Below are 15,269 nucleotides of genomic sequence, written 5' to 3' on the forward strand. Positions count from 1 at the left end.
CGTGCGTGCCGGTCAGCGCCGCCGGAGCCGACCCACGAGGCGACGCACCTGCTGCGCGCGGTGCCGGGCGCCCCAGGCGGTGGTCCGCCACAGCGCCTCCCGGACGATCCCCCCGGTCATCTTCGACACGCCCTCCTCGCGCTCGACGAAGACGATCGGCACCTCGACGATGCGCATGCCCGCGCGGTGCACCCGCCACGTCATGTCGACCTGGAAGCAGTATCCGGCGGACTCCACCTCGTCCAGCGGGAGCGCGCGCAGCGTGCTCGCCCGGAAGACGCGGAAGCCCGCGGTGGCGTCCCCGACCGACATCCCGAGCACGAGGCGCACGTAGGTGTTCCCGGTGCGCGAGATCAGCTCGCGGCTGCGGGGCCAGTTCGCGACCTCGCCGCCGGGCACCCAGCGCGAGCCGATGACGAGGTCCGGCGCGTCCGAGGCCTCGGCGCGCTCGAGGAGCGCCGGGAGGTCGACCGCGCGGTGCGACCCGTCGGCATCCATCTCGACGATCAGCTCGTAGCCCCGCTCGAGCGCGTACCCGAAGCCGGCGACGTACGCACGGCCCAGCCCCTCCTTGCCCGGGCGGTGCAGCACCTGGACCTGGACGTCGGCGGCGGCCAGCTCGTCGGCGAGCTGGCCCGTGCCGTCGGGGCTGTTGTCGTCCGCGACGAGCACGTCGACCCAGGGAGCGGCCTCCCGGACCCGGCGCACCGCGCCGGGCAGGGACTCGAGCTCGTTGTAGGTGGGGACGATGACCAGCGTGCGGGGGTGCGCCCGGTCGGATGGGGTCACGTGTGCTCCTGGGTCGGGGGACCTGTCACGGCTCATCGGGATCGCGCGGGGGCCGTGAGGCGGCCCCTGACGATACCGGCTACCCCCAGGCCGGCGGTGGCCAGCACGGCGATCAGCCCTGCGGGACGCGCCACACGGACCGCCGGGGTGATCTCCGTGCGCAGCGGCAGGTCCTCCCCCGTGTACGTCGTCACGTCGAACAGGTCCGTCCGCACGAGCAGCTCACCGTCGGGGGCGACGACGCCGGACACCCCGGTGCGTCCCACCTGGACGGCCGAGCGGCCGAACTCGACCGCGCGGAACCTGGTCATCGCCAGCTGGTGGGCGCTGACGGCGGTGTCGCCGTGGGTGGCGTTGTTCGTCGGCACGAGGATGAGCTCCCCGCCGAGGTCGACCCCCTCGGCGAGGATCGCCTCGTAGCCCACCTCGAAGCAGATGGCGGTCGCGATCGGCACCGTCCGCCCGAGGCGCTCGACGTCGACCTCGACGAGCCCGGGACGGTCGCCGGGCAGCATGTCGGTCGTCACCCGGTCCACCGCCGGGGAGAAGAACCGGAAGAAGCTCCGGTAGGGCATGTACTCGCCGAACGGCACCGGGTGCTGCTTGCTGTACGCCTCGCCCACGGGGCCCTCGCCCGGCTCCCAGACGATCACCTGGTTGTAGCGATTGCGCGACCCGTCGTCGGACTCGATGTACTCCTGCGTCCCGAGGATCACCGGCACGCCCGCGGCATCGGCGGCCCGGTCGACGGAGGCGGCGACGTCGGGATCGGTGCGGGGGTCGACGTCGGCGGAGGACTCCGCCCACAGGACGAGGTCGAGGCGCGGGTGCTCGGCCACGAGCTCCTCGGTGAGGTCGGCGTGGTCGGCCGTCACCTGGCGTGCCTCGTCGCTGTTCGTCAGACCGCCGTTGGGTACGTGCACCTGGACGGCACCGACACTCAGGGTGCCGGACTGCGGGCCGGTCGGCAGCGGGAGGAGGAGGCCGACGAGGAGGGCCACCCCCGCCGTGGCCACGAGACGGGCGCCGCGGAACGGACGGAGCCGTGTGGTCGCGGAGATCCCCTCGGCGAGCAGGACGGCGACGAGGACGACGAGCGCCGAGACGAGCGGCTCCCCGCCGAACCGGGCGAACGCGACGAGGGGGCCGTCGACCTGGCTGTGCGCGAGCACGCCCCACGGCAGGCCCCCGAAGGGCACGTTGGACCGCACGACCTCGACGCCGACCCATGCCAGGGACGCGAGCAGCGCGGCGATCAGTGGCCGCTTCTGCGCGCCGAGGGCTCGGATCGCCCAGGCGCGCAGCGGCCCGTAGAGACCGAGGATGAGGCCCTCGAGGATCGACAGGGCCACCCAGGGCAGCCACTCCCCTCCTCCGACGGCCTCGACCGCCCACGAGAGGTGGCGCAGCATGAAGACGATGCCGAACGCGCTCGCGGCGAGGTAGGCGAAGCCCGGGCGGTGGCCGCGCAGGGCGAGGTGCAGCGCCCCGACGGCGAGGATCGCCATCCACCACCAGGTGCGCGGGGCGAAGGCCAGGTCGGCGGCGAGGCCCGCGACGGCGGCCAGGGCGAGCGCGAGGGGGCGGGGAAGCGTGGCGGGCACCGAGGAAGTCTACGGACGGGGCGGAGCCGGGCGCCGATCCGTGCCGTGGGAACGGGTCCCCGCCGGTGGGCCGCCACCAGATCCGGCGGGCCGTGCATCGCCCGACGGGCCGCCCACGGCGAGCGGGCGCCCCTCGGGGGGAGGCCCGCGCACCCTTCGGACCGTGCCGATCGGGGTCGGCATCGTTTTCTACTGGGCGCGCGGGCCGTGGGACCTACGGCGTCCGGCCTGGGCCGGTCCGCCGGAAGGCGTTGAGAGAACATAGCCCGTACCCGAGGTACCACGTGGACGATCCTCGTCACACGCCTTTTGCGTCGTCGCAGGTCAACGGCCTGACGGCAGGTTGAGGCGTCGCGGAGTCCCCGGCGTGTCGTGCCTCGGCGTGTCCTCCACGGGCTGTGGACAACTCGTGCCGAGAGGCGCCGTCAGACGCTCGACCACGCGACGACGCCGCGTCGCACGAGGCCGACGGCCTCCCACGCGGCGTGGGCGAGCTCCGGCGACGGCGCGGCCGAGGCCACCTGGTCGAGGACGTCGAGGAGCTGCTTGCACTGACGCACGAGGTCGCCGGCACCGATCCCGGCGATGTCGAGGACGTCGACGAGGTACCCGCCCTGGGCCCACTCGAGGACGGCGCGCACGAGCGCGTCGTCGACCGGCTCGGTCGGCGGCAGGCGGTGTCCACGCTCGAGGTCCGCGAGCCGGGCCGCGTGCCGGTGAGTGCGGCGCACGGCCTCGCCGAGCGCGCCGGACGGTCGGCCGGCGCCCGCGGCGGCGAGATCGGCGGTGCGGTTGGACGAGACGACCATCGAGGCGACGGCGGCCAGCTCGGCGGGAGCGAGTCCGTCCCAGTCCCCCGACCGGAGGCACTCGGCGAGCAGCAGGTCCCGCTCGGCGTAGATGCGGGCGAGCCAGCGGCCGTCCTCGGTGACCGATCCGCCGTCGAGGTACCCGAGCTCGCCGAGGACGTCGCACACGCGCACGAGGTCCTGCGCGACCGAACCGGTGCGCTGCTCGATCCGCCCGGTGAGCTCCGCGAGCTCGGACTTCGCCCGGGACCAGCGTCGCGCGACCCGGGCGTGGTTCTCCCGGTCCGAGCACCCGTGGCAGGGGTGGTCGCGCAGGGCGGCTCGCAGCGCCTCGGCCTCGGCGCGCGGCCCCCCGGCGCGGGCGCCCTGCTCGCCGCTGCCTGTGCCACGTCCTGCGTCACCGTGCGCACCACGTCCCGCGCCACCGTGCGCACCACGTCCCGCGCCGTGGCCCGCCCCGGCGGCCGCGTCCTCGTCGTCCACCGGTCGCGGGGCGTCGGCACGCGGCCGGGTGCCCTGGGCGAGCGCGTTCCGCAGCGAGGAGCCGAGGTCGCGGCGCTCGGTCGCGTTGCGCGGGTTGAACCGCCGGGGGATCTGCACCTTCGAGACCACCTCGAGCCCGTGCGGGACCTCGGTGGCGGTGAGCCGTCGGACCCGTCGGTCGTCGCCGAGGACCTGGATGCCGGCCCTGTCCATCGCGGACTCCGCGGCCTCGAGGACCACCGCATGTTCGGTGCGACGCCCCCGGCCGAAGGCGACGACGTCCCCGCGCCGCACCGCGAGGAACGAGGCCTCCGTCTCGCGCCTGCGGGCCGCGGACCGCGCCTTCGACTCCTGCCCCTCGACACCGGCGAGCCGCTCCCGCAGCTCCTGGTAGCCGGCGAAGTCACCGAGGTGGCAGGTCATCTGCTCGGCGAGCTCGGCCACCGAGCGTTCGTGCCGGCGCACCTGCTTGGCGAGGCCGACCGCCGAGCGGTCGGCTTGGAACTGCGCGAACGACTGCTCGAGGACGTGCCGGGCACTCGTGAGGTCGAGCCGTTGGAGCAGGTTGACCGCCATGTTGTACGTGGGCCGGAAGGCCGAGCGCAGCGGGTAGGTCCGGCGCGACGCCAGGCCGGCCACGTGGGCGGGGTCCACGCCGTCGGCGTAGAGCACGACGGCGTGACCCTCGACGTCGATCCCCCTCCGCCCGGCACGCCCGGTCAGCTGGGTGTACTCCCCCGGCGTGAGCGCCGTGTGGGCGGAGCCGTCCCACTTGTCGAGCCGCTCGACCACCACGGAGCGCGCGGGCATGTTGATGCCGAGCGCCAGGGTCTCCGTGGCGTAGACGACCTTGACGAGTCCCGCGGCGAACAGGTCCTCGACGACCTCCTTGAAGACCGGGAGCATGCCCGCGTGGTGGGCGGCAACCCCCTGCTCGAGCGCGTGCGCCCAGCGGTCGTAGCCCAGCACGCCGAGGTCGGCGGGCGGCAGAGCGGCGGTGGCGGCCTCGTGGTGCCGGCGGATCTCGGCGGCCTCCTGCGCCGTCGTCAGTCGGACCCCCGAGCCCACCGTCTGGCGCACGGCGTCCTCGCAGCCCGCGCGGGAGAAGATGAAGACGATCGCCGGCAGCAGCGCCTGTGCCTCGAGCGCCTGCACCACGTCGGCGCGGGCGGGCCGACGGACCGCCCGGGCGTCGTCGCGCCGCCCCTCGTTCCCCCGCTTCCTGCCCCGCGGTCGGCTGCGAGGCTGCGGGCGGCCGTGGTGCCCGCGGGTCGAGCGTGAGACACGCCGGATCGCCTCGAGCAGCTCCGGGCTCAGCGGCGGGTCCGCACCGACGTCGGTGGGATCGACGTCGTGGGAGTAGAGGTCGTGGATGCGCCGGCCCACCATGAGGTGCTGCCACAGCGGGACCGGGCGCCGCTCGGAGACGACGACGGCGGTGTCGCCGCGGACCTCGGTGAGCCAGTGGCCGAACTCCTCCGCGTTGGACACGGTCGCGGAGAGCGACACGATGCGCACCCGCTCGTCGAGGTGGAGGATGACCTCCTCCCACACCGGTCCGCGGAACCGGTCGGCGAGGTAGTGGACCTCGTCCATGACGACGAAGCCGAGGTTCCTCAGCGCCGGCGACCCGGAGTACAGCATGTTCCGCAGGACCTCGGTGGTCATGACGACGACGTCGGCGTCGCCGTCGATCGAGGTGTCGCCCGTCAGCAGGCCGACCCGGCCGGCCCCGTAGCGCTCGCGCAGCTCGGTGAACTTCTGGTTGCTCAGTGCCTTGATCGGCGTGGTGTAGAAGGCCTTCTGCCCGCGCTGCAGCGCGAGGTGGACGGCGAACTCCCCCACCACCGTCTTGCCGGCACCGGTCGGCGCCGCGACGAGCACGCTGCGGTCGGACGCGACGGCACGGCACCCCTCGACCTGGAACGGGTCGAGCGAGAAGGACAGTCCCGCGCGGAACTCGTCGAGCTCGAGCTCGGGGTCGGTGCCGGCCGGGCGCCGGCGGGACGCGGCGTACCGCTCGGCGGGGGTCGTCATGCTCCCAGGCTATGTCGCCGGGGTCACGGGGGCGCAGACGCGCCACGCGCCGGGCACGACCTCGGCGACCAGCGGGACCCGGCCGACCACCTCGCCGTCGGCCATCGCGACCGGGAGCGGACGGCCGTGCTCGGGGGCGTCGTGGATCTCGACCCGCCGCGCTCTCGTCACGTGCACCTGTCGGAGGTCGACGTGGGACCCGTTGGCGAACCGTGGGAAGAGGGTGGCGATCGTCGGGCGGCTCACGGTGTCGATGTGGACGACGTCGAGCAGGCCGTCCGTCGGGTCCGCGTCGGGCGCCACGGCGAGGCCGCCGCCGATGAGCGGCGTCCCGGAGACGGAGACGAGCGTGGCGGGCCCCTCACGGGTCTCGCCGTCGACGTCGACGCGCACGCCGTACGGACTGAACCTGACAGTCTCCGCGGCCGTGGCGCGCACGTACTTCGCGCCACCGCGGGGCCACCGGTACCGGTTCGCGGTGAGGTTGATCTGGGCCGCGAACCCCACGACGAGCGAGGACGCGCACCACCGCACGTCCTCTCCCCCGGGGACGAGCCCGAGGTCGGCGACCGCGCTGTGCCGCCCGCGCGGCGGGCCCGGGCGGCTCACCCGGATCGCGTCGAGCGCGCGCGGCTCGGCGGACGGCTCGCGCGGGTCGAGGGCGGCGTGGATGATGCGCAGCGAGTCGACGTGCTTCCCGACCGGGAGGCCGAGCGCGCGGGCGACGTCGTTGCCCGAGCCGACCGAGACCAGGCCGAGGGGCACGTCCGTCCCGGCCACCGCGTTGAGGCCGAGGTGGGCCATGCCGTCGCCGCCGACCACGACGAGCGTGTCGATCGACCCGTCACGCGCAGCCGCGTGGGCGCGGGCCAGCGCGTGCAGTGCGTCGTGCGAGGTGAGGTCCTCGGTCTCCGCGACGTCGGAGAGGACGGCACGGACCTCCGCGGCGACGCGGGCGCCGTTGCCGGCGCCCGCGGACGGATTGATGACGAGTCCGACGCGCACGGTCATGCAGGGTCCTTCGTCGATGGGGTGGCCACAGCGGCGTCCGGGCCCGCCGACGTCCTCTCCCGGCGCGCACGTGCCCGCTCGAGGAGCGCGCAGATGCCGATCGCACCGAAGTACAGCACGAGGATGGGCAGCGCCATGCCGATCATCGACCAGGCGTCGGGCAGCGGGTTGGCGAAGGCCGCGAACACGAACGCGCCGATGATCGCCCAGCGCCATCCGCGCAGGAACGTGCGCGCGCTGACGAGGCGCGCGGCACCGAGCCCGACCATGACGACAGGGACGAGGAAGGCCACGCCGAACACGACGAGGACGCGTAGGACGAACACGAGGTACGAGCGGGCGTCCACCAGGCTCGTGCCGTCCTCGGGGACGAACGACGTGAGGATCTCGACCACGTGGGGCACGAGGAACCAGGCGAACGCGCCGCCGGCGAGGAACAGGGCGGCGCCGGCGAGCGCGAACGCGGCGGCGCGCACCTTCTCCCCCCGGTGCATCGCGGGCGCGAGGAAGAGCCAGAGCTGCCCGACCCACCACGGTGAGGTGAGGAAGAGGCCGATGACGACGGAGACCTGGACCCGGAGGTCGAACGCGGACCCGAGCGTCGTGAAGTTGAGTCCGGCGAGTGCGCCCTCGGCCCGGGCGACGTTGAGCGGGGCCGTGACGGACTCGAGCACCGGGTCGTAGAGGAACCAGCCGACCGCGGTGCCGACGGCGATCCCGGCCAGGGCGAGCAGAAGTCGGCGGCGGAGCTCACCGAGGTGCTCGCGCAGCGGCATCCGTCCCTCGGGGTCGCGCCTGCGGCGCGCCACCGGCTATCCGACGGAGGTCGGCGGCGACTGCCCGGCGGGGGTGCTCGGCGGCTCCGACGACGAGAGTCCGTCCCCGCCGCCGGACCCCGGGCGATCCGCACCGGGCCCACCCGTTCCGTGCCCGGGCGTCGGGCCGCCCTGGGGCGGGCCGTACTGGCCGCCGTTGTACTGGCCCTGGTTGTACTGGCCGCCGTTGTACTGGGCACCGGTGTACTGACCCTGGTTGTGCTGGCCGCCGTTGTACTGACCCTGGTTGTGCTGACCCGCGTTGTCCTGTCCCCCGCCGTTCTGGCCGGACCCGTTTTGGCCGGACCCGGTCGGCGTGTCGTCGTCCTCGCGCAGCTCGCGGACCTCCTTCTTGAAGACCTTGAGCGACTTGCCGATCGATGCGGCGATGTCGGGCAGGCGGGAGGCGCCGAAGACGAGCAGGATCACCACCACGAGCACGAGGATGTGCATCGGCTGAAGGCCGTTGCGGAACATGAGGTCACCTTCGTCGGGAGGATGGAACATGCCCAGGATAGACGCCGGGGACGGCACCCGCGCCGACCAAGGTCCCGTGAGGCGGGAGCGGGTCGAGGTGCTCGGGCATCGGGGCGCGTCCGCCGTGCACCCGGAGAACACGCCCGCCGCGTTCGAGCGTGCCGTGCTCGACGGCGCGCACGGCGTCGAGCTGGACACCCACCTGTCCGCGGACGGCGTGCCCGTGGTGCGGCACGACCTCGTGCTCGACGTCCCCGGCCGCGGCCCGTGCGCGACGCGGGACCTCACTGCCGCCGAGCTCGCGCGACTCGGCGTCCCCACCCTGCGCGAGTCGCTCGAGGCGATCCGGGAGGCGGGTCGGGCGGCCGGCCAGGTGGCGGGCCCGGATGCCGCTCGGGGCCCGGGGCGGCGGTCAGGGGCCGATGATCCGTGGGTGCTCGTCGAGATCAAGTCGGCCCCGGACGGCTCGGTGGCGTGCGCCGCGCCGCGCGAGGTCGTGGCCGCGGTGGGAGAGGTCCTCGACGACGACGGGCCACCGTGCGTGCTCGAGTCGTTCGACCGCGCCGTGGTCGCCGCCGCCGCCGACCTGCTGCCGCACGTGCCGCGGGCCGTCCTCGCCGACGCGGACTCGACGCGCCCCGGCTCCCCGTTTCTCGGCCCGCCGGGTGGGCGGTGGTCCGTGCCCGACCCGGTGGCCGCGGCGGTCGAGCTCGGGGCCGTCGCCGTCGCGCCCCGGCACACGTGGCTGGGTGCGGATCTCGCCCGGCGCGCCCGCGCGGCCGGTCTGGGGATCTGGGCGTGGACGGTCAACACCAACGACGACGCCGAACGGGCGACCGGTCTCGGCGCGACCGTCCTCATCACCGACGACCCGGCTGCGCTCCTCGACGGCCGCGGCGGGCGGCCGGGCGTTCACGCCGGGGCGACAGGCTCCCCGTCGTCGTAGCGGTCGAGCGCGGCCCGTGCGGCGGCGCGCACCCGCTTCGCCCACGCGGCGGGACCGATCGCGGTGACGTCGTCGCCGAGATCGAGCATCGCGCCGACGAACCACGCCTCGTCGGCGACCCGCAGCCGGACCCGGACCCCGCCGTCGTCGAGGTCCTTCGTGCTGATCGACGGCACCGTCTCCGCGAACGGGCGCGCGATCGACGCCAGCTCGACGACGACCTCGTCCCCGCTGTCCCCGACCTGATCGGTCCGTGCGGGCCACGGGTGCTCCTCGACCGGCACCGGCAGCACCGTGGCCGACACGATGCGGTCCACCCGGAAGGTCCGCGGCGCCCCCGCCCTCAGGCACCAGGCGGAGACGCGCCAGTCGCCGGCGTCGTTGACGATCGACCGGACGTCGACGTCGCGCTCGGTCCGCACGTCACCGGCCGACACGTACTCGAGGTGCAGGCGCCGCCCCTGCTCGAGCGCCGACCGGACGGTCGACAGGGCGGCGACCTCGTCGGCGTCGGGCACCGGCACGTCGATCGAGCGGGCGACGCTCGACGCCTCCCCCGCCGCCTCCTCGAGCTTGGCGACCAGCTGGTCGATGAGCACGGTGGACAGGTCGCCGCTCTCCGCCACCGCGCGCATCGGGCCGAGAGCGACGAGCAGGAGCACCGCCTCGTCCGTCGTCAGCCGCATGGGGCGCGCGAGCCCCTGGTCATTGGCCAGCGAGACGACGCCGGACTCGAACGCGTCGACGGAGAAGTCGATGAGGTCGTCGTGCTGGTAGCCGGGCAGCCCCGTCACCCAGAGCAGCTCGATGTCCTTGATGATCTGCTTCTCGCCGACCCCGAACAGCTCCGCGAGCCCCGCGACGGTCTGGTCGCCGTGCTCGTGGAGCCGCAGCACGATGGCCAGGAGGCGGGCGAGCCGGACCTCGGCGCCGTCGCGCTGGATCTTGGCGGCGGGGGCGGCCTTCGTGCCCGGCGCGTCGAGGGCGCGGGACTCGGCGACCTCGGCAGCGCGGGAGAGCCGACGACGCACGGTGGAGACGAGATCGTCCGGGGCGAGGGCCAGCGCGCCGTCCCCGAGCGCGGCAATCTCCCCCGCGAGGTCGTCGAGGTCCGCGGTGGTCAGCTCCACCGTGTCCCAGCCGTCGGGGACGCGGTCGTGCAGGTCGCGGGTGTACGACGTCGGGCCCTGGTGGTCGTGGTCGTCCGGCGTCGTCCCCGGGTGGTTCTCGTCCGGCGCCCAGCCGGCCTGCGTGCGCAGGGCACCGCCCCGCCCCGGGGCGAGCGCGACGCGCGCCTGCCCGCCACGCCGGCTCGAGGCCATGAGGACGGCGGACAGGTCGAGGTCGGCCGGCGGCTGGACGCGATCCTCGGTCTCGACCGCGCGCACCTTCCCGCGCACCCGGGACAGGTGGAACACGCGGACGGCGCCGCGGTCGTGGTCGTGCCCCACGAGGTACCAGGACCGCCCCCGGGTCGCCAGCCGCCACGGGTCGACCAGGCGGTTGCTCAGCTCGCCCGTGGAGGCGGCGCGGTAGTCGAACCGGACCGCGCGGCCGTGCTCGAGCGCCTCGAGGATGACGGTGAACGCGGGACCCGCGTCGGCGAGGCCGACCCCGGGAGCGGTGCGCAGGGCTGCCGCTTCCGTCGTGGTGTCGTCCTCCGTGGAGGGGCCGGACGAGGTCCTGCCGGAGGCCCCGACGTCGGCGTCCCCGTCCTCGTCGTCGTGCGGGCCGGCCGCCGTTCCCGGCTCGACGGTGCGCCCGCGCAGCTTGGTCAGTCCCCTGCGGGCCGAGGCGCTCGTGGCGGCATCGCGCCACACGCCGGCCGCCGCCGCGAGCACGGCGGCCTCCTGGGCGGTCAGGCTCAGCTCGGTGACGCCCGTGTCGTCGCCGTCGACCCGGTAGACGATGTCCGACTGGTGCACCGGGGAGACGAGCGTGAGCAGCGGGGCCCCGATCGACCGCAGCGAGTCCTTGTCGCGCTCGAACATGCGCTCGAACGCGTCGTCCTTCTGGCCGGCGTACCCGTGGACGAGGCGGCGGACGTCCGACTTCGACAGTCCGCGCGAGGTGGACCTCAGCGCGGCGAGGAGGTTGAGGAGCCGCTCCTCCTTCGTCACCTTCGTCGTCTGCGCGTTCACCCCTGCACGCTACCGGTGGCGGTAGCGTGACGGCGTGATTCTGTGGCGCGCCGGGACGGTGCTGGGCACGCGGCGGGAGTGGGCCGGATCGGTCGAGCTCGACGTCGAGGTCGACGGGCGCGAGCTGCGGGCCCTCGCCCATCCGGCCATGGTCGGCCGGCCCGAGCACGGCGACCGGGTCCTGCTCAACGTCACGGCGCTCGAGAAGGGGCTGGGCACCGGTGGCTACGCGCTGGTCGTCGCGCTGCCGGACCGACTGCCGGCGGATCCACCGCCCGGGCCCGGACACCTCGTCAAGGCCAGGTACACGCCCGGCCAGGTCATGGTCCTCGGCATCGACGAGCAGGAGTCGCCGCACCACGAGGACCTGCGCGAGGCCGACGACCTCGGCGGGTTGCCGGTCGTCGTCGCCGACCTGCACTCCGCGCTGCCCGCGGTGGTGGCCGGGGTGCACGCGCGACGGCCGGGCGCACGGGTGGTCTCGCTCATGACCGACGGTGGCGCCCTGCCGGCCTGGTTCTCCCGCACCACCGCCGGGCTCGCGGAGTCCGGGCGGATCGCCGGCACCGTGACCGTGGGCCAGGCATTCGGCGGCGACGTCGAGGCCGTCACCGTCCACACGGGGCTCCTCGGTGCGCGGATCGTGCTCGAGGCGGACGTCGTGGTCGTCGCCCAGGGGCCGGGCAACCTCGGGACCGGGACGCGGTGGGGTTTCTCGGGAGTCGCGGCCGGCGAGGCGCTCAACGCGGCGGCGACCCTCGGGGGACGCGGGATCGGAGTCCTGCGGATGTCCGGGACGGATCCGCGCGAGCGGCACCGGGGCCTGTCCCACCACTCGGTGACCGCGCTCGGTCGGGTGGCGCTCGCGCCGAGCGACGTCGTGGTGCCGACCGGTCTCGAGTGGCCCGACGGCGACTGCGACGACGTGGTCGAGGAACGCCTCGTGCACGCGCTGGCGGGGCGGCACCGGCGGGTCGACGTCGACGTGCGCGCGGGTCGTCGGGGTGATCAGGATGGCGGACCTGATCTGCTCGCGGCGCTGCGGGAGATCGAGCAGGCGGCCGGCCTCCGGCTCTCGACGATGGGGCGCGACCTCGACGCCGACCCCGTGCCGTTCCTTGCCGCCGCCGCGGCGGGGGTCCATGCGGCGAACCTGCTGCCCGACTGACCGTCCCACTTTCCGTCGAGAGTGCGGTTGGGGCTCGACGAACCGCAATCTCGACGACGACGAACCGCAATCTCGACGAACCGCAATCTCGACGAACCGCAATCTCGACGACGACGAACCGCAATCTCGATGAATCACGGCGGGCGGGTCAGCCGCGGGGGCCGGCCTCGCGGGCGTGGAGCTCGATGAGGGTCGACAGGCGCTGGGCATCGGCAGCCGCCCGGGAGCCGTCGCTGCGCTGGACGGCCATGACTGCCAGGGTCGTCGAGTCGGTGAGGTCGAGGTTCGCCCACGGGCGGTGCTCGCCGTACTCCACCCCGAGGATCTCGGCCCACTCCACCCGCCGACCGGCGAGGAAGTTCCGCACGGTGAGGCCGTCCTCGTCGGGCAGGGCGGCGACCCGTGCCTGACGCTCGAGGATCGCGACGATGACGAGCGCGAGCAGCGCGGTCAGCAGCTGGTCGGTCAGGCCCCAGTGGTCGACACCGGGGATGCGGCCCGTGAACACGATGATCGCCGCGGCGCCGACCACGACCGCCACCTGCAGCACGCGCGCGACGAGCCGCACGAGCCGAGGCCTGATCGGCGCGTGCAGCCGGGCCCGGACCTGCTCGCCCGACGGCGACCTACCGTCGTCGGACGTTGCCCCAGAATCCCCGGAACCTCCGGAGTCGCCGAAACCTCCGCGGCCCCCGGCATCCCCGCCGACGGTCACAGGCGGCTCGCGAGGATCGAGGTGACGAGGATCGCGCGCGCACCGGCGGCGTACAGCTCGTCCATCACGCGGTTGACCGATGCCCGCTCGACCATGACGCGGACGGCGACCCAGCCGTCGTCGCGCAGCGGCGAGATCGTCGGGGACTCCTGGCCGGGCGCGAGGGCGACCGTCGCGTCGAGGTGCTCCTTGGGCACGTCGTAGTCGACGAGCACGAACTGGCGCGCGACGAGCACGCCCTGCACGCGCCGGTCGAGGACCTCGAGCCCCTCGGGCTCCTCGCTCGTGGCCCGGCGGATGAGGACGGCCTCGGACTTGAGGAGGGGCTCGCCGAAGGTCGACAGGCCGGCGGCGGCGAGCGTGGAGCCGGTCTCGACGACGTCCGCCACGACGTCGGCGATCCCGAGGCGCACGGCGGACTCGACCGCGCCGTCGAGGTGGACGGTGCTGGCGTCGACGCCGCGCTGGGCGAGGAACCCGCGGACCACCGTGTCGTAGGACGTGGCGACCCGCAGGCCGCCGAGGTCCTCGATCCGGCGGGGACCGTCCTCGGGGGCGGCGAACCGGAAGGTGGACCGGGCGAACCCGAGCGCGCGGTGCTCGACCGCGTCGGCGCCCGAGTCGACGAGCAGGTCGCGGCCGGTGATCCCGCAGTCCACGGTGCCGGCGCCGACGTACACGGCGACGTCCCGGGGGCGCAGGAAGAACAGTTCGACGTCGTTGTCCGGGTCGGCGACGACGAGCTGGCGGGTGTCCCGTCGTCGGCGGTATCCGGCCTCGGACAGGAGGTCGGACGCGGGCTCGGACAGCGCGCCCTTGTTGGGCACGGCGATACGCAGCATGTGGCGGTCTCTTCCTAGGGGCGGGCGGGTCGCGCTCAGAGGTGGCGGTAGACGTCGTCGAGGGTGAGACCGCGCGCGATCATCATCACCTGGACGTGGTAGAGCAGCTGGCTGATCTCCTCGGCCGCCGCGTCGTCGCTCTCGTGCTCGGCGGCCATCCACACCTCGGCGGCCTCCTCGACGATCTTCTTGCCGATGGCATGGATCCCGGCGTCGAGCTGGGCGACGGTCCCCGATCCCTCGGGGCGCTCCTCGGCCTTGGCGGTCAGCTCCGCGAACAGCTGGTCGAACGTCTTCACGCGGTCAGCCTACGGCGCGGTCCGCGACGAGGACGGGAGTGTCCGGGAGCGCGCGCACCGCGGCCTCGGCGTCGACCTCGCCCTCGAGCAGGCCGGCACCGGACATGAACTCCGCCATCGACCGCCACCTCGCGACGTCGATCTCCCCACGCTGCTCCTCCGCCCCGTACAGCTCGGCGGTCGCGGTCGCGACCGCGAGGGCGCTCTCGCGCGCCTCGGGCTCGGTGAGGTCGGGGACGTGCGTCGCGCTGACGTCGACGGCCGCCTCCGGGTCGGCGACGACGTCGTCCATCGCCCGCAGGACCGCGCGGACGACGGCCGCGACCTCCTCCTCGCGCTCGGAGAGCGCGGCGTCCGTGGCGACGAGCCCGACGCCGACGAGCGGGACGTCGTCGCCGAGCGGGATCTCGGTCACCGGCGTGCCTGCGCGCTCGAGGCTGACCGCGTCGTTGTTGACGTACCCGACGACGGCGTCGACGTGTCCCGCGGTGAGAGCCGAGACCTGGGTGAACCCGATGGTCTCGACCTCGACGGACTCCCCGCCGTCGGGCATCGACGCGAGCGCGGCCTGGAGGCCGAACCACGTCTCGCCGAACTCCCCGGGGACGCCGACGCTGCTGCCGGACAGGTCCTCGAGGCTCGCGAGCCCGGAGTCCTGCGGCGCGAGGATCGCGACCGGGTACTCCTGGTACATCGTGGCGACGGTGGTCAGGCCCGCTCCCTGGGCGACGGCCTGAAGCATCTCGTCGCCGCCCGCGACGACGACGTCCTCCTCCCCCGCCTCGGCGGCCGTGAACAGGCCCTCCGACGCGCCGTGGTGCCGCAGCTCGACCTCGACACCCTCGTCCTCGAAGTACCCGCGTTCCTCGGCGACGTAGAACGGGGCGAACTGGACGTCGGGCACGTAGGTGAGGCCGATCGTCAGGGTGTCGCCGTCGGCGCCGTCCTCTCCCCCGCCACCGGAGTCTCCGCAGGCCGCGAGCAGGGCGGCGGCGAGGAGGGCGGCGTGAGGTGCACGGCGCCCGGACCGACGGTCCCCGGCCGGTACTGAGCGGCGGCGCGCGAACCACGCGTCGGGCCGGCTCTCGGTCGGTGCGGAGCGGCGGGGGGCGGGCCGCGGGGTGGTGGTCATG

General features: G+C 74.4%; 13 protein-coding genes. 2 read left to right on the top strand and 11 right to left on the bottom strand.

What is annotated here, in order from left to right; all coding sequences use genetic code 11:
- Positions 1 to 12: 12 nt before the first annotated feature.
- The 6 genes from ACPYO6_RS03290 to tatA all read right to left on the bottom strand — a co-directional run bounded on the left by ACPYO6_RS03290 (position 13) and on the right by tatA (position 8,025).
- Positions 13 to 789, bottom strand: coding sequence for a polyprenol monophosphomannose synthase (locus ACPYO6_RS03290; RefSeq protein WP_425713461.1), 777 nt, complete (start codon positions 787 to 789; stop codon positions 13 to 15).
- A 32-nt stretch (positions 790 to 821) separates the two neighbouring features.
- Positions 822 to 2,393 carry an apolipoprotein N-acyltransferase gene (gene lnt, locus ACPYO6_RS03295; RefSeq protein ID WP_425713462.1) on the bottom strand — a complete coding sequence of 524 codons (1,572 nt, stop codon included), beginning with the start codon at positions 2,391 to 2,393 and terminating at the stop codon, positions 822 to 824.
- Between the two features lie 425 nt (positions 2,394 to 2,818).
- The gene (locus ACPYO6_RS03300; RefSeq protein WP_425713463.1) at positions 2,819 to 5,722 is read right to left on the bottom strand and encodes a DEAD/DEAH box helicase; all 2,904 of its coding nucleotides are present in this window, start codon (positions 5,720 to 5,722) and stop codon (positions 2,819 to 2,821) included.
- Positions 5,723 to 5,731: 9 nt separating this feature from the next.
- Positions 5,732 to 6,733 carry a diacylglycerol/lipid kinase family protein gene (locus ACPYO6_RS03305; protein ID WP_425713464.1) on the bottom strand — a complete coding sequence of 334 codons (1,002 nt, stop codon included), beginning with the start codon at positions 6,731 to 6,733 and terminating at the stop codon, positions 5,732 to 5,734.
- Complete coding sequence (gene tatC, locus ACPYO6_RS03310; protein WP_425713465.1) at positions 6,730 to 7,542, bottom strand: twin-arginine translocase subunit TatC; 813 nt, start codon at positions 7,540 to 7,542, stop codon at positions 6,730 to 6,732. Before tatC ends, ACPYO6_RS03305 begins: the two co-directional genes overlap by 4 nt.
- A 3-nt stretch (positions 7,543 to 7,545) precedes the next feature.
- A complete protein-coding gene (gene tatA, locus ACPYO6_RS03315) occupies positions 7,546 to 8,025 on the bottom strand; it encodes a twin-arginine translocase TatA/TatE family subunit (protein ID WP_425713466.1) in 480 nt (159 codons plus the stop codon).
- 28 nt (positions 8,026 to 8,053) lie between these two features.
- Here tatA and ACPYO6_RS03320 point away from each other — a divergent pair, with 28 nt between their 5' ends.
- Positions 8,054 to 8,971 carry a glycerophosphodiester phosphodiesterase gene (locus tag ACPYO6_RS03320; protein ID WP_425713467.1) on the top strand — a complete coding sequence of 306 codons (918 nt, stop codon included), beginning with the start codon at positions 8,054 to 8,056 and terminating at the stop codon, positions 8,969 to 8,971.
- Here the strand turns inward: ACPYO6_RS03320 and ACPYO6_RS03325 are convergent.
- Positions 8,938 to 11,112: a helix-turn-helix transcriptional regulator gene (locus ACPYO6_RS03325; RefSeq protein WP_425713468.1), complete on the bottom strand. Its 2,175-nt coding sequence runs from the start codon at positions 11,110 to 11,112 to the stop codon at positions 8,938 to 8,940. The genes ACPYO6_RS03320 and ACPYO6_RS03325 overlap by 34 nt on opposite strands.
- 34 nt (positions 11,113 to 11,146) lie before the next feature.
- Between ACPYO6_RS03325 and ACPYO6_RS03330 the strand changes: the two genes are divergently transcribed.
- Positions 11,147 to 12,280 carry a DUF3866 family protein gene (locus ACPYO6_RS03330; protein WP_425713469.1) on the top strand — a complete coding sequence of 378 codons (1,134 nt, stop codon included), beginning with the start codon at positions 11,147 to 11,149 and terminating at the stop codon, positions 12,278 to 12,280.
- 148 nt (positions 12,281 to 12,428) lie between these two features.
- Here the strand turns inward: ACPYO6_RS03330 and ACPYO6_RS03335 are convergent, their stop codons facing one another.
- The 4 genes from ACPYO6_RS03335 to ACPYO6_RS03350 form a co-directional block, all read right to left on the bottom strand.
- On the bottom strand, positions 12,429 to 12,848 hold the full coding sequence (locus ACPYO6_RS03335) for a PH domain-containing protein (RefSeq protein WP_425713470.1): 420 nt from the start codon (positions 12,846 to 12,848) through the stop codon (positions 12,429 to 12,431).
- Between the two features lie 143 nt (positions 12,849 to 12,991).
- Entirely contained in the window at positions 12,992 to 13,837 is an 846-nt protein-coding gene (gene hisG, locus ACPYO6_RS03340; protein ID WP_425713471.1) for an ATP phosphoribosyltransferase, read from the bottom strand.
- Between the two features lie 35 nt (positions 13,838 to 13,872).
- Positions 13,873 to 14,136: a phosphoribosyl-ATP diphosphatase gene (locus tag ACPYO6_RS03345; protein WP_425713472.1), complete on the bottom strand. Its 264-nt coding sequence runs from the start codon at positions 14,134 to 14,136 to the stop codon at positions 13,873 to 13,875.
- Between the two features lie 4 nt (positions 14,137 to 14,140).
- Positions 14,141 to 15,268, bottom strand: a complete 1,128-nt coding sequence (locus tag ACPYO6_RS03350; protein WP_425713473.1) for an ABC transporter substrate-binding protein — start codon at positions 15,266 to 15,268, stop codon at positions 14,141 to 14,143.
- Position 15,269 lies beyond the last annotated feature (1 nt).

Source organism: Georgenia sp. Z1344, assembly GCF_049856295.1.
GTDB lineage: Bacteria > Actinomycetota > Actinomycetes > Actinomycetales > Actinomycetaceae > JB111.

Coding starts and splice junctions, on each gene's coding strand:
- ACPYO6_RS03300 (WP_425713463.1), bottom strand. CDS start 5,722: ATGACGACCCCCGCCGAGCGGTACGCCGCGTCCCGCCGGCGCCCGGCC.
- ACPYO6_RS03305 (WP_425713464.1), bottom strand. CDS start 6,733: ATGACCGTGCGCGTCGGACTCGTCATCAATCCGTCCGCGGGCGCCGGC.
- tatA (WP_425713466.1), bottom strand. CDS start 8,025: ATGTTCCGCAACGGCCTTCAGCCGATGCACATCCTCGTGCTCGTGGTG.
- ACPYO6_RS03320 (WP_425713467.1), top strand. CDS start 8,054: ATGCCCAGGATAGACGCCGGGGACGGCACCCGCGCCGACCAAGGTCCC.
- hisG (WP_425713471.1), bottom strand. CDS start 13,837: ATGCTGCGTATCGCCGTGCCCAACAAGGGCGCGCTGTCCGAGCCCGCG.
- ACPYO6_RS03350 (WP_425713473.1), bottom strand. CDS start 15,268: ATGACCACCACCCCGCGGCCCGCCCCCCGCCGCTCCGCACCGACCGAG.